Origin of the sequence: Flavobacterium lacus (assembly GCF_003268815.1) — a bacterium.
Lineage (GTDB): Bacteria > Bacteroidota > Bacteroidia > Flavobacteriales > Flavobacteriaceae > Flavobacterium > Flavobacterium lacus.
Genome location: NZ_QLSV01000014.1, coordinates 89,263 through 114,673 on the forward strand (window position 1 = coordinate 89,263; position 25,411 = coordinate 114,673).

Here is a 25,411-nt window from a genome sequence, read left to right on the forward strand (position 1 = left end):
AATTAATTTGAACGAACCGAACCGCCTGATGAGGTTATTTTGGTCACCGTTTTAGGAGTGTTGTGGTATTTGATATCGCCTCCGCTGGATGCTTTTGCGTCTAAACTCAGGATTGGATGCACATCGATGGAGCTTCCGCTGGATGATTTGGCTGTCACGTCGTTGGTGAGCAATTGATCGGCTTCGATGTCACTTCCACTGGACGATTCTGCTTCGAGTTTTAGGGCTTTTCCTTTTACTTCAATTTCGCTTCCGCTACTGGAATCGCAGGTTATTTTTTCGGCTTCAACGCTTAGTTTTATCTCGCTTCCGCTGGATGCTTTTGTTTCGAGTGAGCTTACAACGAGCGTATTGCTGCTTTTTAGCGACGCACCGCTGGAAGTTCTGAGCGATTCGATGTTTGGCAACGACACAAAAACGGTTTTGGATTTGGTATTTTTGACACTTTTTTCCAATGCTATTTTTAATGTTCCGTCTGTAATATCGGTTGTAATTAAGTCGATGATGTTGTCGTCTGCTTTTACTTCGATGGATTTTGAGTCGCTTTGAGTGACTTCTACATCAATTCCGTGTGATACATCGATGTTGGTAAATTCACCGGATACGGGTCGGCTTACGGTTGTAACATTTCCGCTTCCTTTAACAGCATCGCCCAAATCAATGGAATATTGACAAGAACTGAACAGTAAAGCGGTTATTAACGTTACGATGGTTTTGGTAAGGTAAACGATAAACTTGATCATGGTTAGTTTGTTTTTATGATTACACCTTCTTTATTGATTTCTAAACCTTTGAACTTTCTTTTTTCTTCTGCTTTATTGGTTTCTTTAATATGTATGCCATCGGTGCTGATTGTTACAGTGGACGTTACAGAATCTTCTGTTGCATCTGTTTCAACATCGTTGTATTCGTTTTCTGCAATCGGACAGTTCAGACATTTAATTTGCTCTTTGGTCACTTTATAGATGTAATCCTCTGAGCTGTAATGCAAATTAAAAAAGCCATTGTTAGATGAATCAAAACTTTGCACGTTGCTATCCGGTCTTAGAATTGTTCCTTGAGGCAGGTATAAATACAATTCAACTTCTTGATTTCTATACTTGTTTTTTAAATCGGTAATGAAATAATTGTCTAAAATTAATTTATTTCCTTCAAATTTGAAAGCATAATTTATTTTTTCAGCTCTTTTTTTGGCTTCTGTAATTGATTTTCCTTCTGCTCTTTTTTCAATCTGTAAATAAGGCTGAGCTTCATCGGTATAAATCAATTCAATACTTATTTGATTAGAATAGATGATGTCGTTACCATTTTCGTCTTGTGTTACTTCAAAATCATTGTAATGAAAATCTTTAGCATAATAATCGTTGAATTTAAATTGAATGTCCAACGTGTCATTTGGCATTAGGTTCAGTGTTTCTTTTTGGACAGTTTTTCCATTGTAAGCAATTTCAGTAGCTTGTTTTATTCCGAAGGAAATTAAAATTCCAACTGCAATTAACCACAAAGCCAGTAATGTATATTTCGCAACGTTTCCGATTGATTTCATGTTGGTTATCAGCAGTTTTAATCCTAAAATAAGTAGGAAGAAAAACGGAATTCCGATAGCAAGAACACTCAAAATAACCACTAACCAAATTGGAAATTCGCTCACAATTACCGCATCATAATAACTTTGCCATGGCATATCCACAAATGTAGTTGAACCGAAGGTAAATCCCCCAATTAAAACAGCTCCTAGCATGAATATTGAAAGCATTAAGATAATTGCTCCAATAAATTTAGCAAAAATGGTGAAAATGGTCATAAATACCTCGCCAATGGCGGAAGCTACTTTTTCAGCTCCCGATTTTGTTTCGTTTCCCATTTTTTCATAATTTGCATTTTCTACCCTTTCTGAAAAAGAGGCAAATTCTTCACGAACTTTTTTTTCGATATTACTCAAGTTTACCGGTTCTCCGGTCATTTGAAGTTTTTCTGTTGTAGTTTGTGCTTTTGGGATTAAAATCCATAACAAAATGTAAAGCAAGATTGGAAATCCAACACCGGCAATTACGATTAACACTAGTGCTAAACGAATCCACAACGCATCAATACCAAAATAATGACCCAAGCCTGCAGAAACTCCACCTAAGATATTTTTATCGATATCACGGTATAGTTTTTTTGAAGTTTTGGTTGAGCTATTGTAGTTTGTTTGAGTAGCTTCGCCTTCTTCTTCAATTCTGTAATCTTCCGGTTGACCCATTACGGCGATCATAGCATCAACATCTTTCAGATTGATAACTTGTTTGTCTGCTTCTTTGTTTTCGGTAAAAATTTCCGAAATTCTCATTTCGATGTCTTTCATAATTTCATCTTGACCGGATGAGTTAGAAAGCGAACGTTTTATAGCATCGAAATAACGATTTAATTTTTGAAAGGCATCTTCATCAATATGAAAAAATAAACCTCCTAAATTTATATTTACTGTTTTGTTCATGACGATTATTTTTGATTGGTTATGGTGTTCACAGCGTTTGATAGTTCTCCCCAAGTGCTGTTTAGTTCGGTTAAAAATTGTTTTCCTATTTCGGTTAGAGCATAATATTTTCTTGGTGGTCCCGAAGTAGATTCCTCCCAACGGTAGTTGAGTAATCCGTCATTTTTTAGTCTGGTTAGGAGCGGATAAACCGTACCCTCCACAACCAACAATTTAGCGTTTTTCAAGGTGTCTAAAATTTCAGAGGTATAGGCTTCCTTTTCCTTTAAAACTGAAAGTATACAGAACTCTAAAACACCTTTCCGCATCTGGGCTTTTGTGTTTTCAATATTCATAATTCATGATTTGATTTTTAGTTTAACTAATTCGTTTTTTTGATTTGATTGCTTTGCCTTTCGGCGTTGATTGATTGGATGATTGAAACTCTTATTTGATAAAATTAATGGTAAACGGATATTTGTAAACCGATCCTTCGTTAGCTCTCACGGTTCCTAAAATAACCAAAATGAATTCTGCAATGGTCCAAATTCCTAAAACGGATAATGAAATAATTCCGACTGTGATTAAATCAATTGGAATTACATCGCCGCCTGCATTTTCGATTTCGATGTAGTTGACAATCGAGCCAATAAAAAATATTCCTCCTACAATGGCAATAACAATACTGTAGGCCAAAACACTTAAATGAAAATTGACAACCGATTTTCCGTTTTCATCAATATATTCAGATTGATGTTTTTTTGTTTGCCAAATAATCAAGGGAACTACTATTCCTGCAAAAGGAATAAGGTACTTTGCAAATGCACTTAAATGCAATAATGCTGCTGTTGTTTTTTCGTTTTGTGTTGTCATAATTAAAAGTGTATAATAATATCCTATGCAAATATATGTCTAAAAGAAGGTATTATGTTACGCATAGTACTAATATTTAACATAAAATTAACAATTTAAAATTATAACAATAAAGCTTATATTTACCAAAAAATAAGTGTTTATGCAGTTTACAGCCGGAGATATTAACAAATTTTTGTTTTTTAAATTACCATCCGCATTTTGGTGTGGTGTTCGAACAAAATCGTTGGATAACGACCAATGTATTGTGACAGTCAAGCACCGATGGTTCAATCAAAATCCGTTTAATTCGATGTATTTTGCAGTTCAGGCAATGGCTGCTGAGCTTTCAACCGGAGCTTTGGTGATGTATCAAATAAAAAAAAGCGGTAAAAAAATTTCTATGTTGGTTGCTAATAACAAAGGTAATTTTACCAAAAAAGCTACCGGAAGAATCACATTTGTTTGCCAAGACGGACATTTAATCGAAGCAGCAATACACAAAACCATTGCCACCGGAGAAGGGCAAACTTTTTGGATGAAATCGATCGGAACAGATCAAAAAGGTGACAAAGTTTCGGAAATGGAATTCGAGTGGAGTGTACGAATAAAACAATAGTTTTACACTTTTCAATTAGCTAACAACCCTTAAACTAATCCTAATTAACTTTACTTTTAGACCGTTTGACTGTAACTTTGCATAAAAATTAGCTATGAAAATATTAATCACAGGTGCTACTGGATTGGTGGGACAGGAATTGATTGCCCTGTTATTAGAAAATGGAAATGAAATTCATTACCTCACGACCTCTAAATCAAAAATAGAAAGTAAGCCAAATTATCAAGGTTTTTACTGGAATCTTGACCAGAGTATAATCGATGAAAATTGTTTAATGGGCGTAGATGCCATTATTCATTTGGCTGGTGCAACCGTTTCAAAACGATGGACAACAAACTATAAACAGGAAATTATCGAAAGCAGAACACTTTCATCCAATTTATTATACAATTGTTTAAAAAATCATCCCAACCAAGTAAAACAAATTGTTTCGGCTTCTGCGATTGGAATTTATCCTGACAGTTTGACCCAAATTTATTCAGAAGAGACCAAACTTGTTGATGATAGTTTTTTAGGTCAAGTTGTTGTAAAATGGGAGGAAAGCGTAGATGTTTTCAGTCGATTAAATTTAAAAGTTTGTAAACTTAGAATTGGATTAGTGTTGTCCAACAAAGGTGGAGCATTATCAGAAATGGTAAAACCGATCAAGTTGGGTTTGGGTTCGCCATTTGGTTCAGGAAAGCAAATTCAGTCATGGATTCATATTCACGATTTGGCCTCAATGTTTCAACACGCCGTTCAAAACCAATGGGAAGGTGTTTTTAATGCCGTAGCACCCAATCCGGTAACTAATACTGAGTTGACCAAAACCATTGCTAAGTCGCTTGGCAAACCTGTTTTCATGCCTAATATTCCTAAGTTTGCTATGAAATTGGTGTTGGGAGAAATGCATCAACTTTTATTTTCAAGCCAACATGTGAGTTCGGAAAAAGCAGAAAAAAATGGATTTAAGTTTCGATTCCGAGATTTAGCTAAAACGTTAGATAATTTGTTAACATAAAAAAAGCTCCTCAATTTGAGGAGCTTTTGGTATAAAGTAAGCTGAATTAATAATTATTTTGATGCTGTAAGGCTAACTTTTAATTCGATTTCGTCATCTACAAATTTATCTTTCAAATTATCAAAAATAGATTTAGAAGCATAATTTACTCCCCATTCAGTTCGATTAATTTTGAATGATTCACTGTTTAAAGTTAATGTATTTTCATCCACAGCAATGGTAGCAGGGAAAGATACAGGTTTAGTAATTCCTTTCAACGTTAGGTTACCGGAAACTGTAGTTACCGCATCAACCGTTTCAACTGAGGTAATTTCAAAAGTTCCTTCTGGAAATTTTTTAGTATTAAAAAAATGATCGGCATCTTCTTCTTTACCTAAACCTTTCAAGTGACCTTCTAAATCTTCTTTTCCGTCACCGGCAGCTAAATCTAAAACAGTAATACTGTTCATATCGATAGTAAAATTACCACTTTCAACTTTCCCGTTGCTTAACGCTAATTCTCCTTTAGAAAGAGCAATGGTTCCGTTGTGTTTTCCAGCTGGTTTAGAACCAACCCACTCAATGGTAGATTTTGTAGCATCAACTTGATAAGTCGTGGCTGCATCTGTTGCTACAGCTGCGTCAATAGGTTCTGTGGTTTCAACTTTGTCGTTTTTACAAGAAGTTAAAGAAAGCGTAGTTAAGACTACTAAGCTTAAAATGATTTTTTTCATAGTTTTAAGTTTTAAATTTTAACAAAAGTAGAAAACCAACAAGCATATCCTTCTTAAAGAAATATTAAATTTTTTTATTTCAAATTTAGAAACATACATCTAAAACGAATATTTTACGCTGACAATTTGACATTTTTGAACAATTGGCAGTACTTTTGCAATCCAAAATCCAACAACAAATGTTCAAAAAATTTTTTAAGAATATGAATCAGGAGAATACAGATAATATCGAAAAGGAAATTAATGAGAATGAAGTTTCAACAGAGCAAACGCTAGAGAATTCAATACCTCCGGCCGAAGAATTGACAAATGAAGAAAGATTGGAAGAAGAATTAGCCAAAGAAAAAGACAAGTTTTTACGCCTTTTTGCTGAGTTTGAAAATTTCAAAAGAAGAACAGCCAAAGAACGAATGGATTTGTTTAAAACTGCCAATCAGGAAGTTTTGCAAGCCATGTTGCCGGTTATGGACGATTTTGACAGAGCAATGATTCAAATTTCTAAAACAGAGGATGAAACGTTGTTAAAAGGTGTTGAATTAATTCACGAAAAATTAAAATCAACGCTTGTTTCCAAAGGATTAGAGCAAGTTGAAATTAAAGCCGGAGATGTTTTTAATGCCGATTTTGCTGAAGCAATTACGCAAATTCCTGCTCCATCGGATGATTTGAAAGGTAAAATTGTGGATGTAATTGAAAAAGGATACAAATTAGGCGACAAAATAATCCGTTTTCCTAAAGTGATTATTGGCCAGTAGGGACAAGTCGCGACTTGTTTGTACAGAATAAAATAAAAATTTCGAATTATAGAAAATGAAAAAAGATTATTACGAAATACTAGGCATCTCGAAAAGTGCTACAGCAGACGAAATTAAGAAAGCCTACCGCAAGAAAGCCATAGAATTTCACCCTGATAAAAATCCCGGAAACAAAGAAGCTGAAGAAAATTTCAAGAAAGCTGCCGAAGCATACGAAGTGTTGAGCGATCCAAACAAAAAAGCTAAATATGATCAATATGGTCACGCTGCTTTTGATGGAAATGGCGGATTTGGCGGCGGTGGCGGAATGAATATGGATGACATTTTCAGTCAGTTTGGCGATATTTTTGGTGGTGGTTTTGGCGGTTTCAGCGGATTTGGTGGTGGCGGAGGTCAGCGACGAATGAAAGGCAGCAATTTGCGAATTAAAGTAAAACTAACTTTAGAAGAAATTGCGAATGGCGTTGAAAAGAAAGTCAAAGTAAAGCGTAAAATTCAAGCTCCGGGTGTCTCTTATAAAACGTGTGGAACGTGTAATGGTTCCGGTCAGGTGTTGCGAGTAACCAATACGATTTTGGGTAGAATGCAAACGGCAACTACTTGTCCAACATGTGGTGGAGCAGGACAATCGATTAGTTCGAAACCTGCGGATGCTGACTCACAAGGAATGATTTTGGAAGATGAAACGGTATCAATCAAAATTCCGGCGGGAGTTGTGAATGATATGCAATTGAAAGTTTCCGGAAAAGGAAATGATGCTCCGGGTAACGGAATTCCGGGTGATTTGATTGTCGCGATTGAAGAAGTAGAACACGAATTTTTGAAACGTGAAGGCGAAAATCTTCATTATGATTTATATATCAGTGTGGCGGAAGCAGCTTTGGGTGTTTCCAAAGAGATTGAAGCTGTGGGCGGAAAAGTCCGAATTAAACTGGAAGAAGGAATTCAGTCCGGGAAGATTTTACGATTAAAAGGAAAAGGTATTCCGAGTATAAATTCGTATGGAAATGGCGATTTGTTGGTGCATATAAATGTTTGGACACCAAAGACGTTGAACAAAGAGCAACGCCAGTTTTTTGAGAAAATGCTCACGGATGAGAATTTCATTCCGCACCCTGAAAAAACAGACAAATCTTTTTTTGAAAAAGTTAAGGATATGTTTTCATAATTTGAAAAAAATATTTACATTTGAACTTTACTAGGAAACTAGTAGATTCTTTTTCATAGCAATTTTTCCCATCCTTGTGCAAATAAGGGTGGGTTTTTTTTTGGTTTTGGATTACCATGAAGATTGAAATCCACGAAGTTAGTTTAAGACATTGTAAAGCAGTATGCATTTATTTTTTCACAATTTTAACCGAAGAATTAGAGCTGTCATTAACCTTTAAAAAGTAAACGCCATCCGTTAAATTGGAAAGATCATGAAATGTCTTTAGTGAGTTGATGTTCGCTTTCATAACCATTTTTCCCGTGATATCAATTAAATAGAAGGATTTTCCAATGTACTCTTCTGAAGATTCAATCGTTATAAAATTATGTGTCGGATTCGGGTAAATTTGTACTTCTTTTTTTGGATTATCTACTTCTCCCAAAGATAAAGTAGTCACTATAACTGTTTGAGCATAAGTAGCCGTTTTTCCACATGATTCTACCGTTAATTCGATAGTAAATTCTCCGGTTGAAGTATAAGTATGCGAAGGATTTGTCTCTGTTGAGGTCGTTCCATCTCCAAAATTCCAGAGATAGGAAGTAGCATTTTCGGAGGTGTTCGTAAGCGAAAATTGTCCGTCACCCAATTCTTCAACCATAAAATTTGCCATCGGGTCATATTCGCCAATATGCCATTCTAAAAGTTGGTCAAAAACAATCACTTTAGCAGCCGTTCGAATAGCCGTGGCTACTTCATTGGTAAGTCCGGCAGTAAAGGTAATTTGCTCAGGATTTTTTCGGAATAAAGTGGCATAAAAACTACACGCAGCGGCATAAGTTCCGGCCACAGAAGGGTGACTTCCATCGGAAGAGTATAATTCGATGGTTGGATAATTAGCTCTGATGTTTCGCCAAACGGCACCCACCGGAGAAAGAATCGCATTATTTTCTTCCGCCATAAAACGGTAGCGTTCATTTAATAAATCATCCATGCCGGTGTAGGTGCAAACCGGTGGCCAATTGACACAATTGGAAGCATCGCCGTTTTTTCTTCCCCAAGTCATGTAAAAAACGGTTTCCGTACAGGGGTTTTGTTGGTTGATAAGATTATTTAACTGTTGAGCATACGGATACACTTGGTTTTCAACTTGCGAATCAGGAAAAGAGGGCAGTTGACTTTGTTCTTGCAAGACTACAAAATCCCAATTTCCTTGAGCAATTTTGTTGAGCGAAGTAGCATTGGTGCTGTGCCCCATAAACGTGTAACCGCCGGGTGTGTAGCTGTCATATATCAAATCATCGCCGGTGGAGTTAGCGACATTGTCAATCATTTGTGGCAAATTATTGGAAGCAGTATAACTGTTTCCCAAAAAAAGGGCGCGTTTTGTACTGTTTTGTCCGCACAGCATGGAAAAACAACCCAAAAAACTCAACCCAACTAAGTGTAATTTTATCTTCATGTTCAATGGATAATCATTTACAAGGCGGAAGGTACAAAAAATTAGGATGAAATAATTTGTTGAGTGAGCGGTTTTTGAGTTTGCTTCGATGTTGGGAGAGTTCGAAGAGCTGGGTAAAATATTAATTTTCCATCTTTTTCAACCTAGTAATTTGCATTATAATAGATAGTCTTTTCAGTCCTTCACTTGATATGAATCTGAATGCTAATTCAGTAAAAATAAACCTAAAAACAATAATTGCCATTAAAGTTGGTATTATTAATGATACTATTACTTCTTTTTCCTTTGTAAATAATGCAATTAAAAATCCAATAATTGGAAATAGATAAATAATAGATAGCAATATTTGAAAAGATTTATGAATACTTACTTCTACACTGCCACTATTTAATTCTAATTTTCCATTAAAGACACAAAATGCACCTCGTCTTGGTTTGGCGGAAATTAGCCTAAATCCATTTTCACTTACTTGACCAATGAACATTTTTTTTGTCCATTCTGAAACGAGCGTGTTGGTGAGATAAGTGTTTTGTTCTAATTCTGCTAAGGTTTTTGAATAATCATTTGCTATTTCAAATTCATAAGTTTTAGTGGGAAATAGTTTCATTCGCTTTTTTTAAATGTGTTGTGTGTAGTAAAAATAGTTTAAAAGAAATTATTGCTCCGAATTCGCGAGACTGTGGAGAGCGAGGTTTTTAAGCCTCACCATTTTCCCTATAAAAATAGCAATCTTTTCGCGTAAGATTTACTTTGACTTGAAAAAAGCAATTTCCTCCATCGGCAGCTGATAAAATGTTTGTTACATAATATGGTCCATAATTGCTTTCACAGAAAAAATTAATCCAAACTAATTTTTCTCCTTTTGAGTTTTCTGCGGCAACATATTGTCTGTAATATTTATGTTGCTCAAGATTCTTTAAGATTTTAGGTTGTATGATATCTTCCAACTCTAAAATTTCCTGAAATGTTAAGGTTGTTGGTTTTGCATTTTCAAATAATGGATATTTTGCATTTGGGTCATAAGTAATGATAGTATAATGATTTAGTGTATCAACTTCAATTTGCTTTTGAGAAGTTTTGCAACTAACAAGGGAAATTAGAACGATAGTGAGTATGAAAACAACGGTTTTTTTCATAATGATAGTTTTGTTATGAAGTTGGGACTCCTAAAAGCAAGAGGTCTTAATTACTTACTTTTTTTAGTTCTGTATTTATTTTTATTCCATCTTTCCAAGTTTCAATTTTCGTTACTTTTCCTTCATAATTGTAGTAATAATGTTTGTCAATTGGTTCGCCATTTTTAAAAACTCCTTCATATTTAGTGTTTCCATTTTCGTAAAATTCTCTATGAATTCCATCTTTATCAAGATTATTTATTTCCGTTTCCGTTTTTAAAAATCCATTCGAATAATATTCTTTAAAATTCTCTTTCTCTACTTCATCTTTTAATTCTTGAATCTTACGTTGAATTTTTAAAGAACCATCTTCGTAATATTCAGTTTCAACTGTAGTTTTTAAATCATGACCGTCGTGCTCACTATATTCGTATGAATAACTGCTAGTAAGAGATAAAAGTCCATTTTCATAGAATTCCTGAGTTCCCATTTCTTTATCAGCTGTGTAAAAATCTATCCAATACAATGTACCATTTTCACGATAGTGAAAAAAGTTTCCTTGTCTTAAACCGCAGAAATAGTTGTATTTAGATTTAAGAATTCCATTCTCGTAATACTCTTTCCATTGTCCATGTTTTTTCCCTTGGCTGATGTTTAAGTTATTTCCAACGCTGCATTCAGCGACATAAATTTTTGTGTGATTGGTTTCGTATTTACAATTTTTAAATTCACCTGAGTTTTTAAAGTTCTTGTTTCGTAGTATTCCAAGTAGTTCCCTATCAAAACACTATCAATTACAAAACCTTTCAATTTGATTTCACCGTTTTCATACTTTTCTACATATTCAGTTTGCGAGTATATTGAACTCGTAGTTAGGATAGAAAGAAGTAATATTATTTTATTTTTCAAAATTGCTTTTTAACTTGAGGTTAATTATTCAGCTATATTTCAGCTAATATAATAATTATTGAATAAATAAATTTTCCAAATAAAACTCAAATCTCTTTCTTGCACTGAATTGAGTGAGGGATTGCAGCGTAAAGCCCACAGAGAGGAGGCACGACGAACGAGGACTTGCAGCGGAAAGCCCGACCCCGTTGCTGATGAGTACTTTACTTATGAACTTGAATTTCCTGCAACGGGGGCACGCCCACCTAAAAAAATGTACTTTATTTATAGGGTTCTATTTCTGCTTTGGCTGTTATTTCTTATATTTACCAAAACTCGAAAATTAGTATGAGCAACATCTTAGAAGTTAGGAATGTAGTGAAAAAATATGGCGATTATACTGCGTTGAACAGTGTTTCGCTGGCGGTTCCGAAGGGGAGCATTTATGGACTTTTGGGTCCGAATGGTGCCGGGAAAACATCGTTGATTAGAATCATTAATCAGATTACAATGCCGGATAGTGGCGAGATTTTGTTGGATGGCGAAAGACTTGAGTCCAAGCATATTCAGCATATTGGTTATTTGCCCGAAGAACGCGGTTTGTATAAATCGATGAAGGTGGGCGAGCAGTGTTTGTATTTGGCTCAGTTAAAAGGTTTATCGAAACAAGAGGCCAAAAAACAGCTGGATTATTGGTTTGAAAAGTTTGGTATTGAGGGCTGGTGGAACAAGAAGATTGAGGAACTTTCGAAAGGGATGGCTCAAAAGGTGCAGTTTGTGGTGACGGTTTTACATAAGCCTAAATTGCTGATTTTTGATGAGCCTTTTTCAGGGTTTGATCCGGTGAATGCGAACATCATTAAAGACGAAATTCTGGAATTGAAAAAGCAGGGTGCGACGATTATTTTTTCGACGCATCGAATGGAAAGTGTGGAGGAATTGTGTGATGATATTGCGTTGATTCACAAATCGAATAAGCTGATTGAAGGCAAATTGACGGATGTGAAACGCGAGTTTAGAACAAATCATTTTGAGGTGGGCATTGTGACCGCGAATGTGGAAGGGTTGATGTATGATTTGACGCAGCAATTCACGGTGGATCAGGCGAGTTTTAAATCGTTGAACGATGATTTGAAGTTAGAAATCGGACTGGGAACGGCCACGCCAAACGAGTTGCTTCAATTGCTGACACAACGCGGACAAGTGACACATTTTGTGGAGAAAATTCCAACTGCGAATGATATTTTTATTAAAACTGTAAGTCAAAACTAATGAGTATTCTGAGCTTAATTATCAAAAGAGAATTTATTGCCAAGGTTCGCAACAAATCGTTTATTGTGATGACTTTTTTGAGTCCGCTATTGTTTGTTGGAATTGCTGTTTTTGTTGGTTTTTTGGCTTCGATGAAGGCTGATTTGAAACGCATTGCGATTCACGACGAAGGCGGCAATTTTGTGAACGAATTTGTGAATGACGAAGAGTATTCGTACCACGATTTGTCGAAAATTGATTTGCAATTTGTGAAAGACAGTGTGCTGAAAGAGAGCTATGAAGGGTTGATTTATATTCCGAAAACGGATATTTTATCGACGGTGCAAAATCAGGTGCAGTTTATTTCGAATGATAGTCCATCGATGGATTATATTTTGGATGTGGAAGAGGTTATTGAGAAGAAAATTACGCAATATAATTATGAGAAATTAGCCATAGATACCGCTCGTATCAATTTAGCAAAAGCGGATGTTGATATTGTGTTGAAAAAAGCTTCCGGAGAAAATACTGTGAAAGGATTGAACGAAATCAAATTGTTTTTAGGAGGAGCTTTCGGTTATCTAATCATGATGTTTATTGTGATTTATGGCAATTTCGTCATGCGAAGTGTGATTGAAGAAAAGACAAACCGAATCATTGAAATTATCATTTCTTCCGTAAAACCGTTTCAGTTGATGATGGGTAAAATCATTGGAAACTCGTTAGCAGGAATTCTTCAATTTTTAATTTGGACGATATTAGGATTGATACTGTTTTTTGTCTTTTCGACCATTTTCGGAATGCAAATGGGTGCAACAACGGCCGTTTCAGGCGAGGCGGTTGCTGCTGCGAATCCAAGTGGTTTTGCTGAAAAACTGCCATTATATATCAATGAGTTTAAACAATTGCCGTTGTTTACTTTATTGTTTTCGTTTGTGATTTATTTTATTGGAGGATTCTTTTTATACAGCTCCTTTTATGCCGCCATTGGTGCTGCGGTGGATAATGAAACCGATTCGCAACAGTTTTTGTTACCGATTATTTTGCCGCTGATTTTAGGTGTTTATGTTGGGTTTTTTACGGTATTGAACGATCCGCACGGAACGGTAGCCACGGTATTTTCGATTATTCCATTAACGTCGCCGATTGTCATGTTGATGCGAATTCCGTTTGGCGTGCCTTGGTGGCAATTGGTCTTGTCCATGATTTTGTTGTATGTTACATTCTTTTTAGTGGTTTGGTTTGCTGCCAAAATTTACCGGGTTGGAATTTTAATGTATGGCAAGAAACCGTCGTGGAAAGAATTGTATAAATGGATGAAGTATTAAAATGGAAATCATAAACAAAATAATAGATATTTTCGGATTAAGTTTAATCAAAACGAAAGATATAAACATAACTTTTGGTGCGGTTATCGCTTTAATTTTAGCATTTATTGTTACGAGTTTTGTTCTTAAACTTTTTAGAAGATTTGCTACACGAAATTTACCTCCAGCAGACAAAAATAAATTTGTTAGTATATTTCAGTTTGTAAAATACTTGGTTTATTTGTTTGTGATTATGTTTACGCTGAATGCTTCAGGTATAGATATTACTGTTTGGCTTACGGCTTCTGCAGCTATTTTTATAGGTTTAGGTTTTGCATTGCAACAATTGTTTCAGGATTTAATTGCGGGAATTCTGATGATTCTCGACCAATCGTTGAAAGTTGGTGATATTATTGAAATTGAAGAAAGAGTTTGCCAAGTTGAAAAAATAAGTCTTCGTTCAACCAAAGCAGTGACCAGAAATGAGCGGGTTTTGGTTATTCCAAATCATAAATTTATGAGCGATATTTTGTTCAATTGGACGCAAAACAGCGACATCATTCGCGAAAGCGTAACGGTTGGTGTGGCTTATGGTTCTGACACTGAATTGGTCAAGAAAATTTTATTGGAATGTGCCAAAAATAATAAAAGTACACTCGATACGCATGAACCTATTGTGATGTTTGAAGATTTTGGTGATTCTTCACTGGATTTCGGACTTTATTTTTTTGTGGATGACGGTCTTTCGATTCCGAGAGTGCGAAGCGAACTCCGTTTTGAAATTGACAAACAGTTTAGAGCGAACAATATTTCGATACCATTCCCGCAAAGAGATTTGCATTTAATTAGTAAAAAGAACATTGAATAAAAAAGAACATGCCAAAAATATTAATTATTGAAGACGAAGCAGCCATTCGAAGAGTGTTAACCAAAATTCTTTCGGAAGAAAACGATACGTATCAAGTAGAAGAAGCTGAAGACGGACTTTCCGGAGTTGAAAAAATTAAAAACGAAGACTACGATTTAGTGCTTTGCGACATCAAAATGCCCAAAATGGATGGGGTAGAAGTACTCGAAGCCGTTAAAAAAATAAAACCAGAAATTCCAATGGTGATGATTTCCGGTCATGGCGATTTGGAAACAGCTGTCAATACGATGCGATTGGGAGCGTTTGATTATATCTCAAAACCACCGGATTTGAATCGGTTGTTGAACACGGTTCGCAATGCTTTGGATAGAAAAAAACTAGTTGTTGAAAATAAAATACTAAAGAAAAAAGTCAGCAAAAATTATGAGATGATTGGTCAATCGGAACCCATTAATCATATTAAAGACATGATTGATAAAGTGGCTCCAACGGAAGCCCGAGTTTTAATAACCGGTCCAAACGGAACCGGAAAAGAGTTAGTTGCTCATCAATTGCATGAAAAAAGCGAACGTGCTGCCTATCCGATTATTGAAGTAAACTGTGCCGCTATTCCGTCAGAATTAATTGAAAGTGAATTATTTGGCCACGTGAAAGGAGCCTTTACTTCTGCCGTGAAAGACCGTGCCGGAAAATTTGAAGCGGCCGATGGCGGAACGATTTTTTTAGATGAAATTGGCGATATGAGTTTAGCCGCTCAAGCCAAAGTTTTGCGAGCTTTACAGGAAAATTTGGTGCAACGCGTTGGTGCTGATAAAGACATCAAAGTGAATGTTCGCGTGATTGCTGCCACAAACAAAGATTTACAAAAAGAAATAGCCGCAGGACGTTTTCGGGAGGATTTGTATCATCGTTTGGCGGTGATTTTAATTAAAGTTCCGGCCTTAAACGAACGAAGAGATGATATTCCGCTTTTAATTGAACATTTTGCAACCAAAATTTCAGAAGAACAAGGAAATACGGCTAAGCAATTTTCAGCCAATGCAATTAAATTATTGCAAGAATACGATTGGACGGGAAATATTCGCGAACTTCGCAACGTGGTAGAACGCTTAATTATTCTTGGTGGAAGTGAAATTTCGGAGAATGATGTGAAGATGTTTGCGAGTAAATAAAAATGGTAAAAGGTAATTGGTAATAGGTGAAAGGAAATCCCATCACCCATCACCATTTACCCATCACCCATCACCTTTTAAAAAATATGCAACTAAAAAAAATAAACCCAAAACTTCAACAAGCCCTGATCGAATGTGGTTTGACTGAAGCGAATGAAATTCAACAAGAAACGTTTTCTACTTTAAAAAGTGGGGCAGATGCAGTTATTCAATCGCCTGGCGGAAGTGGAAAAACGACAACATTGGTGCTCAATGTTCTTCAGCGATTGGAAAAAGCAGTCGGTGAAAGTACCAGAGCATTAATCGTCGTAGAAAACAGAGACAAAGTAACCGAAATGGTTGATTTATTTGAAAAATTTGGCGATTTTCTCGATTTAAGAGTTATTGGTGTTCATGAAAGAGGTGATATTGATTTTGATAAAAATCAAATTTCGCTTGGAATGGATGTGTTAATCGGAACACCAACGAAGATCAATGATATGTTTTCTTCCGCCGGATTCAATATGAATACCATCAAAATGTTTGTGGTGGATGATGCCGAAGTAATGTTCAGAAACCGAATGGACGCCATCATTCTAAGACTTTCGTTAAGTGTAGAAAAAACACAACGGGTTTTCTTCTGTTCAACCATCACCGAACGAGTTGAAGTTTTAGCCGATAAAATCATGATAGAACCTATTTTCTTTGAAGCAGAATAAACCCTTAACCAATTACCTTTAACCCTAAACCTTTTTTATTATGGGCATGATGAAAATATTTTCCGGAAGTCAAATTTTAGCTTCCGCATTAAAAGAAAAAATAGAAGAAATAGGGGTCGAAGTACTCCAAAAAGATAATATTCAATCCGCTCGTTTGGGTGGTTTTGGCAACTTGGATTTAGCCGTAGAACTATTTATTGACGAAAAATATTATGGTAAAGTCACGGAAGTTGTTGAGAAATTTAGAATGAGTATTTAAATTTGTATATTTGTTATTAAATTGATTAGTATGGATTTAGCTGCAAAAAAATCGGAACTTTTAGATTGGTTGCTTCATCTTAAAGATGAAAGTAAGCTAAAAAAATTAATTGCTTTTAAGTCAATAATAGATAATGAAGTTGTTGCCCATACCGTTAGTGGTTATCCAATTGATAAGCAAGAATATGTTAATATGGTAAAAGAAGCTGATGAAAGAATATCCTCCGGAAAATATACCACAATGGAAGATTTAGAAAAAGAAATTGAGAATTGGTAGAGGAAGGATGGAACATCAAATTAGAATTATTTGGGATAATAATGCAAAGTCTGACCTTAAATTAATTTATGATTTTATAAAATTAAAATCTCCTCAAGGAGCGAAAAATGTAATTAACGACATTGTTACAAATGCGAAGAACATAAAGTTTACGCAACAATATCAAGTTGACGAAATTCTTGGTGAACCTTACAGAAGAATTGTCGTAAGAAATTATAAGATAATCTATAAAATTCAATCAGAATCTGAAATTAGAATTCTTCAAATTTTTGATACTCGTCAAAACCCTATCAAACTTAAAGGGAAAGAATAATCACCTAAAAATCTTCAAATAATAAGCCAAAACCGAAATAAACACGCCGAAAATTCCAATAAAACCGAACGAATACCGCAGACTAGTTAATTCTGCAATGTGACCAATAATTGGTGGTCCCATTAAAAAACCTAAGAAACTAATTCCGGTTACAATCGTCAATGCTTCGCCGGTTGGCAATGTTGAAGTTCGTCCTGTTGTGCTGTAAACAATCGGAATAACATTCGAAACGCCAAACCCAACCATCATAAATGCAATGGTGCACGGAATTAAAAAAGGGAAAGCAACGGCAGTATATAATCCTAATGAAATAGTAACTCCGCTCACAAGAAGTATCTTTTTTGCTCCGTATTTCCGAACTAAAATATCACTCAAAAATCGTCCAGAGGCCATCGTAATCATGAACGAAGTGTAACCCAAAATAACTAGTGCTCCCGGTGCTTTTACAATATCTTTAAAATAAACACCACTCCAATCAAACATAATTCCTTCGCTTGCCATACAACAAAAACCAATTACGCCAAGCCAAATCAATGACTTATCAGGCATTTTGAATTGAGGTTTAGCAATGTTAATTTCTTGTTTGACCGCTTTTACTTTTATCAAAAAACGATAATTGATAAAAATGATTATTCCTACAATAGCAAAAACAATAACAAAATGTTGGTAAGGGGAAAGCTTAAATGCCAACATTAGCAAGCCCACTAACGCTCCACAAAATCCGGCTAAACTCCAAGATCCGTGAAACGAACCCATAATTGGTTTCCCGAAGATTTGTTCCGTATAAACGCCTTGTGTATTAATGGAAATGTTACTGAAATTACCACAAACACCAAACAAATACAAACCCAACGCCAATTGCCACGTTTCTTCGGCCAATCCGATATTGGTTAAACAAAAAGCATATAATGGCAAGGCAAATAAGAGTACTTTTCTACTTCCCAAACGAGTAACTAATTTACCTGAAAATGGCATTGCCGTTAATTGGCCAATCGGTAGAGCAAATAAAATGGTCCCCAATTCACCTTCACTTAAGTCCAAAAATGATTTGATATCCGGAATTCTGCTCGCCCAAGAAGCAAAACAAAATCCCATCCCAAAATAAAAAAAAGAAGTTGCTAAGCGAATTCGATTCAAATACGTCTGCTTCGCTTTCCGATAGCTTTTTTTGTGCTTTTGTTGCGGAATAATCTTTCCTAAAAAACTGTAGTCTAATAAAGGCATTTATTATGGGCTGAATGAGACCTCAAAATTAATTAAAAAATAGAGTTTACGCTTGATTTTGATTTCATTGGCTTATTTATTGTCTATTTTTCAAGAATTGATGAAGCATTTTAACAATTCCAAAAATAATTGTCTTACTAATTAGCATTTTCAAACTTCAAGATTCCACAAATCGATTATCTTTGCACCTTAAAAAATCAGAAATGCGAGCTGACTTCCAGCTTCCATCCTCTAACTTCCAACTTAAAAAAAATGATTACAGTAAACGATATCTCCGTTCACTTTGGCGGAACCACTTTGTTCAGCGACGTTTCTTTTGCCATCAACGAAAATGACAAAATTGCCTTGATGGGAAAAAACGGTGCCGGAAAATCTACACTTTTAAAGATAATTGCAGGCGAAAGTAAACCGTCAACCGGAAATGTTTCTGCACCAAAAGATGCCGTAGTGGCCTATTTGCCACAGCATTTGTTAACGCAAGATGGTTCAACGGTGATGGAAGAAGCGTCAAAAGCATTTGGAGAAATCTTCAAAATGAAGTCCGAAATCGACGAAATCAATGAGCAATTAACGATTCGAACTGATTATGAAAGTGATGAGTATATGAAATTAATCGAAAAAGTTTCCGACTTAAGCGAGAAATTTTATGCTATTGAAGAAATCAATTACGAAGCCGAAGTAGAAAAAATATTAACCGGTTTAGGATTTGAAAGAACCGATTTTACAAGACAAACTTCCGAATTTTCCGGAGGTTGGCGAATGCGAATTGAGTTAGCCAAAATCCTTCTTCGCAAACCCGATTTGATTCTTCTTGACGAACCAACCAACCACATGGACATCGAAAGTATTCAATGGTTAGAAGATTTTTTAATCAATTCCGCCAAGGCAGTGGTGGTCATTTCGCACGATAGAGCGTTTGTGGATAACATCACCAATCGAACCATCGAAGTGACGATGGGACGCATTTATGACTACAAAGCAAAATATACTCACTATTTAGAACTCAGAAAAGACCGAAGAATTCACCAACAAAAAGCGTATGATGAACAGCAAAAAATGATTGCCGATAACCAAACGTTTATCGATCGTTTTAAAGGAACTTTTTCTAAAACCGACGCCGTTCAATCACGTGTAAAAATGCTTGAAAAACTCGTTCTAGTTCAGGTGGATGAGGTCGATACCTCGGCTTTAAAATTAAAATTCCCACCTGCTATTCGTTCCGGTCAATATCCGGTGATTGTCAAAGATTTAGAAAAATCGTATGGAGATCATTTGATTTTTAAAGATGCTAATATCGTTATCGAAAGAGGAGATAAAGTCGCTTTTGTAGGCAAAAATGGCGAAGGAAAATCAACTATGATCAAAGCCATTATGAAAGAAATCGAAATCAACGGTGGAAGCGTAGAAATCGGTCACAACGCACAAATTGGCTATTTTGCACAAAATCAAGCGTCACTTTTAGACGAAAATGCAACCATTTTTGAAACCATCGACGACATTGCGGTGGGCGATGTTCGAACGCAAATTAAAAATATTCTCGGAGCTTTTATGTTCCACGGCGACGACATCACCAAAAAAGTAAAAGTACTTTCCGGTGGCGAAAAAACGCGTTTAGCAATGATTAAATTGTTGCTCGAACCGGTGAATTTGCTCATTCTCGATGAGCCTTCCAACCACCTGGATATGAAAACCAAAGACATCATCAAAGATGCCTTGCGGGATTTCGACGGCACGTTAATTCTCGTTTCCCACGACCGTGATTTCCTCGACGGTTTGGCAACTAAAGTTTTTGAATTTGGCAACAAACGCGTTAAAGAACATTTCGAAGACATCAAAGGATTCCTAGCGATGAAAAAAATGGAAAACCTTCGTGAAATCGAAAAATAAGCTATAAAAATAATTTGGGCGTGCCCCTCCGTAAACTACGGGTCGGGCTTTTCGTTCCAAGTCCTCACAAAAAACACCATTTTCTTCAACCCAAAAAGAGCTTCTGCTGGTCGCTTTTTTGGCTTGAGAAAATTGGTGTTTTTTTGTTCCGGGCTTTCCACTTCAATCCGTCACGCGAGTCAGTACTAACAAAGTAGTTTAAAGGAAAATGCTGATTTGGTTTTCAGTCATAATCGCAGTTTTCAGTCCCAGTTTTCACACAATCTTGTCATTCTGACGAAGGAAGAATCTCATCGTGATATTTCAATTTTAGAATAATTCATAAAAAAACATCCCGCTAACTAACGGGATGTTTTCGTAATGTAATTTAAATTAACAAGTATTTATAAAGCAGTAATAATAAATTGGCTTCTTCTGTTCAATTGGTGTTCGGCTTCGGTACATTCTACGCCGTCAGCACATTTGTTAACCAATTGTGTTTCTCCGTAACCTTTTGCTGTTAAACGTTCCGGAGCAATTCCGTTTTTGATTAACCAATCACGAGTAGATTTTGCTCTTCTTTCAGACAACACTTCGTTGTAACGGTGTGTCTGACGGCTATCGGTGTGCGAACGAATATCGATTTTCATATTTGGATATTCATTCAATACATCTAAGATTTTAGCAATATCAATCGCAGCATCCGGTCTAATGTTCCATTTATCTAAATCAAAATAGATGAGGTTGATTCCAAAAACATCGGCTAAATCGCCACCAATCGGAATACTTTTCACCGCTTTTTCCAATTCAATCGGAAGTTCAGTTGTGCCACTTTCTTTTCCAATAATAACAGGAACTTCTTTGGTAGTATATTCCGGTTGTTCAGCTCTAACATAGTATTTCTTTTCACATTCCACTTCACCAAAGTCATATCGACCATCCGGACCTGAAATAGTTTCTTTTAATTTATTGAAATTCTCATCAAACAAAGTCAGTTTTGTGTTTGGTAAGATCGCTCCGGTTTCTTCGTCTGTTACAATTCCAGCCAACAATTGTTCACAATCAAATTGCAATTCTCTTGTTTCAAGGAATTTATAGATATCATCGTTTCCAACACCATTTGGACGGTTAGAAGATAAAAATCCTCTTTTGTTAGCTTTGTTGATAATCAATGCAAAATCATCATGCGGACTATTTGCAGGTTCTCCAATATTGTGAACTTGTTTAAAAGTACCATCGCTTTCTAACTTTGAGACAAAAATATCTAAACCACCCAAACCAGGATGACCGTCTGAGGCGAAATACAATTCATTGTCTGAAGTAATGAATGGAAATGTTTCACGACCTTCAGTATTAATGTCAACCAAGTTAATTGGAGTTCCATACGAATCTTCTGCTAAAATATCAACTTTAAAGATGTCTGATAAACCTTTTGTTCCCGGCATATCAGAAGCAAAATACAATGTTTTTTCGTCGGCACTTAACGATGGGTGAGCCACTTGATAACTGTCGCTGTTAAACGGAAGTTCTTTAATGTTTGTCCATTTTTCATCCACCAAAGTAGCTTTGTAAATTTTTAATAAAGTCACTTTGTTGGCATCTTTACCTTTTTTACCATCCAAATAATTATTTCTGGTAAAGTAAACGGTTTTCCCATCTTTTGTAAAAGCCGGAGTTGATTCATGGAATTTAGAATTCAATTTTTTGCCATATCTATCGGTGTTGGAAAGAGCACCTTCTGCACTCAAATCAGCACCATATAAATTAGAAAAGTATTGATCAGTCCACGAGTGTTTTCTTTTTGAAAAATTTCCGGTATCACGGGTAGAGGTAAAAACCACTTTATCCATATAGAAAGCTGGTCCATAGTCTGAATATTCAGAGTTAATTCCGGCATCTTCGATGTTATAACGGCCTGAGTTCTTTTTGATTGCATCGCGGTAATCCTTTTGCTCTTTGGCTAGAAGTCCTCGTTTATCGTTTCCGCTTTTCTCATTGAATTTTACCATCATTTCATCGGCTTTGGCATAATTTCCCACTGCTTTTAATGATTGTGCATAACGGAAATAATATTCGGCTTCCACCTCTTGCGACATAGCAAAAAGTTCTCCATACCATTTTTCTGCATTCACTAGGTCGGCATTAAAATAGTAGGCATTTGCAATTTTTTGCAACATATCAGGCGTTTTATATCCTTTTTCTGCAATTCGTTCATAGGTTTTTATAGCGTCTATGTATGCGAATTTGTCATAGTTTTTAGTTGCTTTTCGTTCACCTGCTTTTTGCGAGTAAACATTTACAGCAATAAAACTAAACAAGGCGATGTATATAAATTTAATTTTCATGACTGTTGCTTTATTAGAAGAATCTAGGTGATACAATTTTATTCTGTTTTGTGAATAATTCAAAGCGTATGAAAACCTCATGTGAGCCTGAATTAAATCGTCTTAATCGTGTAGTTTCATGGTCATAACCATAACCGATAAATAGTCCGTCCGTTACTTGAAAACCAGCCATGGCACTCACAGCAGCGTCCCAACGCCAAGCAGCTCCTAACATAAATTTATCATTATATAAAAAGTTGGCTGAAACGTCTACTTGCAAAGGAGCACCTTCTACTGCTTTTGTTAATAAAGCAGGCTTGAATTTTAAGTTATAATTCACGTCAAAAACATAACCTGCAATGAGGTAGAAGTTCATTCGCTCTGCGTTTAAAGCAATGTCATTGTCGTTGTATCTTTTTGTTTCAAAAAAGTTTGGTACTGAAAGACCAACATACATCTTATCGGAATGAAAATAGACTCCTGCTCCAACATTAGGTGTAACTTGATTGTCTATATTTGTCAGTAGCAATGCATCTCCTCCATCTTGAGGAGTGAGTTTTGAAACATCTAAATTAAACAAATTTGCGGTACCTTTTACACCAAAAGAAAGTTTGAAAGTTTCTGAGGTTTGAACAGTGTAAGATACATCTGCAGATATGGCATTTTCATTTGTAGGTCCAATTTTGTCATTCACAAATGACAATCCCATTCCAATATTACTATTGTTAATAGGTGTGTTAATGGAGAAAGCATTGGTAGTAGGAGCACCGTCTAAACCAACCCATTGGGTTCTGTGCAATCCGAAAATACTCATTACTCCTCTTGATCCCGCGTAGGCCGGATTCACGTTGATTGTGTTATACATGTATTGCGTGTACTGTGCGTCTTGTTGAGCAAGTGCTGCAAAACCTGTAAACATCAAAGCGATAAATAAAAATTTTGTTCTCATTTTGTTTCTTTTTTTAGAAACCTGAGGGTGGGGTAACCCTCAGGAGTTTAATTTTATCTTGTTAGGTATAAATAACCGGATTTGTTTACAACATTTCCTTCTGGAGTAGTATAATTAATGATGTAGAAATAAGTTCCTGTTGGAAGTTCCGCATTTTTGTTTAAAGTGGCTCTACCTTCTGAAATTCCTTCAAATCTTCTATCATTGTTGTTATAGTTTTCTACCTCGTATACTAACACGCCCCAACGGTTATAGATTTCAACAGTGTTGCTAATGTAACACTCTGTGTTTTCAATGTTCTTAATAGAGAAATACTGATTTAGTGCGTCTCCATTCGGTGTGAATGCATTATTTATTTCAATGGCATCACACGGGAAAACCAGACAGTCATCGTTTACATTCATAGTAACTTCGTATACTCTTGGACAGTCACCTTCCGTAATAACATACTGCAAGATATAATTTCCAATTGATGGAACTTCACTCGGATTGAAAATATTTTCATTTAAAGCTCCACTAGTACTTTCATCCACCCAAACACCTCCGGTAGTTCCGATTGGCAGTAATTCATCTAAATTGATTGTAGTAATATCACCGATACATGATTCGGCGTCAATTCTTGTTAAACTATTCTCAATAGAAACGATAATTGTTTGAATAAATGTGGAAGGATTTCCACAACTATCTTCCACTTCCCAAGTTCTTACTATTGTATAGGATGTTGGTGTTTCATTTACTGTTTCCTCTGTGAATATAGGTTCACCAACAGTTGAACATGTATCTGTGAATGTTAATTCAGGTACTTCAGGAATTGCATCACAATTTACAGAAATGCTCTCTTCAAATTCGGAAGAAACCGGACCAGTTGTATCTTGCACTATAATAATTTGATTGTGAGAAATATTGTTTCCACAGCTGTCAGTTGCAACCCAAGTTCTAGTAATAATTGATTCTCCGGCACATTCTCCTTGTTCTTCGCTTACGGTTAATGTCACTTCAGCACTACCACAGCTATCTACCGCTGTTAATGTTGCAGCATCAGGTATTTCACCACACTCTACTGTAATGTCAGTTGGTAATTCTTCAACGAAAGAAGGAGCAATGGTATCCTGAACAGTTATAGTTTGACTATGTGAAGTTGTGTTTCCGCAGTCGTCTGTTGCAACCCAAGTTCTTAGCAAGGTATATGATCCCTCACAAATTACATTTTGAGTTTCTACAGTCAATACCACTGTTGCATCTCCACAGTTATCAGTAGCAGTTAACGTAGCGGCAGTTGGAACAGCGTTACATTCTACAGTAATATCAGCAGGAAGCTCTTCTACGAAAGCAGGAGCAATTGTATCTTGAACAGTGATGATTTGAGTATGAACTGTTTGGTTCTCACAAGCGTCAGTAGCAGTCCAAGTTCTGGTTACTACATAAGCATTAGGACAATCCCCTTGCTGAATTGCTTCAGCGAAAGTTACAGTTGCATCTCCACAGTTATCAGTAGCAGTTAACGTAGCGGCAGTTGGAACAGCGTTACATTCTACAGTAACATCAGCAGGAAGCTCTTCTACGAAAGCAGGAGCAATTGTATCTTGAACAGTGATGATTTGAGTGTGAACTGTTTGGTTCTCACAAGCGTCAGTAGCAGTCCAAGTTCTGGTTACTACATAAGCATTAGGACAATCCCCTTGCTGAATTGCTTCAGCGAAAGTTACAGTTGCATCTCCACAGTTATCAGTAGCAGTTAACGTAGCGGCAGTTGGAACAGCGTTACATTCTACAGTAACATCAGCAGGAAGCTCTTCTACAAAAGCAGGAGCAATTGTATCTTGAACAGTGATGATTTGAGTATGAACTGTTTGATTCTCACAAGCGTCAGTAGCAGTCCAAGTTCTGGTTACTAC

General features: G+C 36.0%; 27 protein-coding genes and 1 pseudogene. 13 read left to right on the forward strand and 15 right to left on the reverse strand.

All coding sequences use genetic code 11. The annotated features are described in order from the left end of the window. Window positions 1-2: 2 nt before the first annotated feature. From B0I10_RS13145 to B0I10_RS13160, 4 genes are all read right to left on the reverse strand, one after another. On the reverse strand, window positions 3-743 hold the full coding sequence (locus tag B0I10_RS13145; RefSeq protein ID WP_112086971.1) for a head GIN domain-containing protein: 741 nt from the start codon (window positions 741-743) through the stop codon (window positions 3-5). 2 nt (window positions 744-745) lie between these two features. Further along, window positions 746-2,479, reverse strand: coding sequence for a PspC domain-containing protein (locus B0I10_RS13150; protein ID WP_112086972.1), 1,734 nt, complete (start codon window positions 2,477-2,479; stop codon window positions 746-748). Between the two features lie 5 nt (window positions 2,480-2,484). Then, window positions 2,485-2,814, reverse strand: a complete 330-nt coding sequence (locus B0I10_RS13155; protein ID WP_112086973.1) for a PadR family transcriptional regulator — start codon at window positions 2,812-2,814, stop codon at window positions 2,485-2,487. A gap of 91 nt (window positions 2,815-2,905) precedes the next feature. Beyond that, window positions 2,906-3,331, reverse strand: coding sequence for a DUF4870 domain-containing protein (locus B0I10_RS13160; protein WP_112086974.1), 426 nt, complete (start codon window positions 3,329-3,331; stop codon window positions 2,906-2,908). Between the two features lie 142 nt (window positions 3,332-3,473). Between B0I10_RS13160 and B0I10_RS13165 the strand changes: the two genes are divergently transcribed. After that, window positions 3,474-3,929, forward strand: coding sequence for a DUF4442 domain-containing protein (locus tag B0I10_RS13165; RefSeq protein WP_112086975.1), 456 nt, complete (start codon window positions 3,474-3,476; stop codon window positions 3,927-3,929). Window positions 3,930-4,023: 94 nt separating this feature from the next. Next, window positions 4,024-4,929, forward strand: a complete 906-nt coding sequence (locus B0I10_RS13170) for a TIGR01777 family oxidoreductase (RefSeq protein ID WP_112086976.1) — start codon at window positions 4,024-4,026, stop codon at window positions 4,927-4,929. A gap of 53 nt (window positions 4,930-4,982) precedes the next feature. Here the strand turns inward: B0I10_RS13170 and B0I10_RS13175 are convergent, their stop codons facing one another. Next, entirely contained in the window at window positions 4,983-5,642 is a 660-nt protein-coding gene (locus tag B0I10_RS13175; protein WP_112086977.1) for a YceI family protein, read from the reverse strand. A 179-nt stretch (window positions 5,643-5,821) separates the two neighbouring features. Between B0I10_RS13175 and B0I10_RS13180 the strand changes: the two genes are divergently transcribed. Next, a complete protein-coding gene (locus B0I10_RS13180; protein WP_112086978.1) occupies window positions 5,822-6,397 on the forward strand; it encodes a nucleotide exchange factor GrpE in 576 nt (191 codons plus the stop codon). A 55-nt stretch (window positions 6,398-6,452) separates the two neighbouring features. After that, window positions 6,453-7,565: a molecular chaperone DnaJ gene (gene dnaJ, locus B0I10_RS13185; protein WP_112086979.1), complete on the forward strand. Its 1,113-nt coding sequence runs from the start codon at window positions 6,453-6,455 to the stop codon at window positions 7,563-7,565. A 169-nt stretch (window positions 7,566-7,734) separates the two neighbouring features. On the opposite strand, the gene B0I10_RS15870 is transcribed toward dnaJ, so the two are convergent. The 6 genes and pseudogenes from B0I10_RS15870 to B0I10_RS15825 all read right to left on the reverse strand — a co-directional run bounded on the left by B0I10_RS15870 (window position 7,735) and on the right by B0I10_RS15825 (window position 11,030). Beyond that, window positions 7,735-9,006 carry a PKD domain-containing protein gene (locus tag B0I10_RS15870; RefSeq protein WP_112086980.1) on the reverse strand — a complete coding sequence of 424 codons (1,272 nt, stop codon included), beginning with the start codon at window positions 9,004-9,006 and terminating at the stop codon, window positions 7,735-7,737. A 121-nt stretch (window positions 9,007-9,127) separates the two neighbouring features. After that, a complete protein-coding gene (locus tag B0I10_RS13195; protein WP_112086981.1) occupies window positions 9,128-9,613 on the reverse strand; it encodes a hypothetical protein in 486 nt (161 codons plus the stop codon). An 88-nt stretch (window positions 9,614-9,701) separates the two neighbouring features. Further along, window positions 9,702-10,142, reverse strand: coding sequence for a hypothetical protein (locus tag B0I10_RS13200; protein WP_112086982.1), 441 nt, complete (start codon window positions 10,140-10,142; stop codon window positions 9,702-9,704). A 46-nt stretch (window positions 10,143-10,188) separates the two neighbouring features. Continuing rightward, the gene (locus B0I10_RS13205; RefSeq protein ID WP_112086983.1) at window positions 10,189-10,647 is read right to left on the reverse strand and encodes a toxin-antitoxin system YwqK family antitoxin; all 459 of its coding nucleotides are present in this window, start codon (window positions 10,645-10,647) and stop codon (window positions 10,189-10,191) included. Between the two features lie 54 nt (window positions 10,648-10,701). Then, window positions 10,702-10,812: pseudogene (locus B0I10_RS15915) on the reverse strand (hypothetical protein); the annotation flags it as partial. Then, entirely contained in the window at window positions 10,776-11,030 is a 255-nt protein-coding gene (locus tag B0I10_RS15825) for a hypothetical protein (protein WP_245942999.1), read from the reverse strand. The pseudogene B0I10_RS15915 and the gene B0I10_RS15825, both read right to left, overlap by 37 nt. 327 nt (window positions 11,031-11,357) lie before the next feature. Between B0I10_RS15825 and B0I10_RS13220 the strand changes: the two genes are divergently transcribed. The 8 genes from B0I10_RS13220 to B0I10_RS13255 all read left to right on the forward strand — a co-directional run bounded on the left by B0I10_RS13220 (window position 11,358) and on the right by B0I10_RS13255 (window position 17,153). Continuing rightward, window positions 11,358-12,281: an ABC transporter ATP-binding protein gene (locus B0I10_RS13220; RefSeq protein ID WP_112086985.1), complete on the forward strand. Its 924-nt coding sequence runs from the start codon at window positions 11,358-11,360 to the stop codon at window positions 12,279-12,281. Then, complete coding sequence (locus B0I10_RS13225) at window positions 12,281-13,588, forward strand: ABC transporter permease (protein ID WP_112086986.1); 1,308 nt, start codon at window positions 12,281-12,283, stop codon at window positions 13,586-13,588. The genes B0I10_RS13220 and B0I10_RS13225 overlap by 1 nt, the downstream gene beginning before the upstream one ends. A 1-nt stretch (window position 13,589) precedes the next feature. Beyond that, on the forward strand, window positions 13,590-14,435 hold the full coding sequence (locus B0I10_RS13230) for a mechanosensitive ion channel family protein (protein WP_112086987.1): 846 nt from the start codon (window positions 13,590-13,592) through the stop codon (window positions 14,433-14,435). 8 nt (window positions 14,436-14,443) lie between these two features. Next, complete coding sequence (locus tag B0I10_RS13235; protein ID WP_112086988.1) at window positions 14,444-15,607, forward strand: sigma-54-dependent transcriptional regulator; 1,164 nt, start codon at window positions 14,444-14,446, stop codon at window positions 15,605-15,607. Between the two features lie 86 nt (window positions 15,608-15,693). Continuing rightward, entirely contained in the window at window positions 15,694-16,305 is a 612-nt protein-coding gene (locus B0I10_RS13240) for a DEAD/DEAH box helicase (RefSeq protein ID WP_112086989.1), read from the forward strand. A gap of 40 nt (window positions 16,306-16,345) precedes the next feature. Beyond that, window positions 16,346-16,564, forward strand: coding sequence for a putative signal transducing protein (locus B0I10_RS13245; protein WP_112086990.1), 219 nt, complete (start codon window positions 16,346-16,348; stop codon window positions 16,562-16,564). Window positions 16,565-16,594: 30 nt separating this feature from the next. Next, the gene (locus B0I10_RS13250) at window positions 16,595-16,840 is read left to right on the forward strand and encodes a hypothetical protein (protein ID WP_112086991.1); all 246 of its coding nucleotides are present in this window, start codon (window positions 16,595-16,597) and stop codon (window positions 16,838-16,840) included. A 7-nt stretch (window positions 16,841-16,847) separates the two neighbouring features. Beyond that, window positions 16,848-17,153, forward strand: coding sequence for a type II toxin-antitoxin system RelE/ParE family toxin (locus B0I10_RS13255; protein WP_112086992.1), 306 nt, complete (start codon window positions 16,848-16,850; stop codon window positions 17,151-17,153). Here the strand turns inward: B0I10_RS13255 and B0I10_RS13260 are convergent, their stop codons facing one another. Beyond that, on the reverse strand, window positions 17,154-18,377 hold the full coding sequence (locus B0I10_RS13260) for an MFS transporter (protein WP_112086993.1): 1,224 nt from the start codon (window positions 18,375-18,377) through the stop codon (window positions 17,154-17,156). A gap of 252 nt (window positions 18,378-18,629) precedes the next feature. On the opposite strand from B0I10_RS13260, the gene B0I10_RS13265 reads away from it, so the two are divergent. Next, window positions 18,630-20,264, forward strand: a complete 1,635-nt coding sequence (locus B0I10_RS13265; RefSeq protein ID WP_112086994.1) for an ABC-F family ATP-binding cassette domain-containing protein — start codon at window positions 18,630-18,632, stop codon at window positions 20,262-20,264. A 383-nt stretch (window positions 20,265-20,647) separates the two neighbouring features. Here B0I10_RS13265 and B0I10_RS13270 read toward each other — a convergent pair whose 3' ends face one another. The 3 genes from B0I10_RS13270 to B0I10_RS13280 form a co-directional block, all read right to left on the reverse strand. Then, on the reverse strand, window positions 20,648-22,588 hold the full coding sequence (locus tag B0I10_RS13270; protein ID WP_112087000.1) for an OmpA family protein: 1,941 nt from the start codon (window positions 22,586-22,588) through the stop codon (window positions 20,648-20,650). Window positions 22,589-22,601: 13 nt separating this feature from the next. Continuing rightward, window positions 22,602-23,516 carry a PorP/SprF family type IX secretion system membrane protein gene (locus tag B0I10_RS13275; protein WP_112086995.1) on the reverse strand — a complete coding sequence of 305 codons (915 nt, stop codon included), beginning with the start codon at window positions 23,514-23,516 and terminating at the stop codon, window positions 22,602-22,604. Between the two features lie 53 nt (window positions 23,517-23,569). Beyond that, a partial coding sequence (locus tag B0I10_RS13280; protein WP_146740360.1) for a gliding motility-associated C-terminal domain-containing protein occupies window positions 23,570-25,411 on the reverse strand: 1,842 nt, incomplete at its 5' end.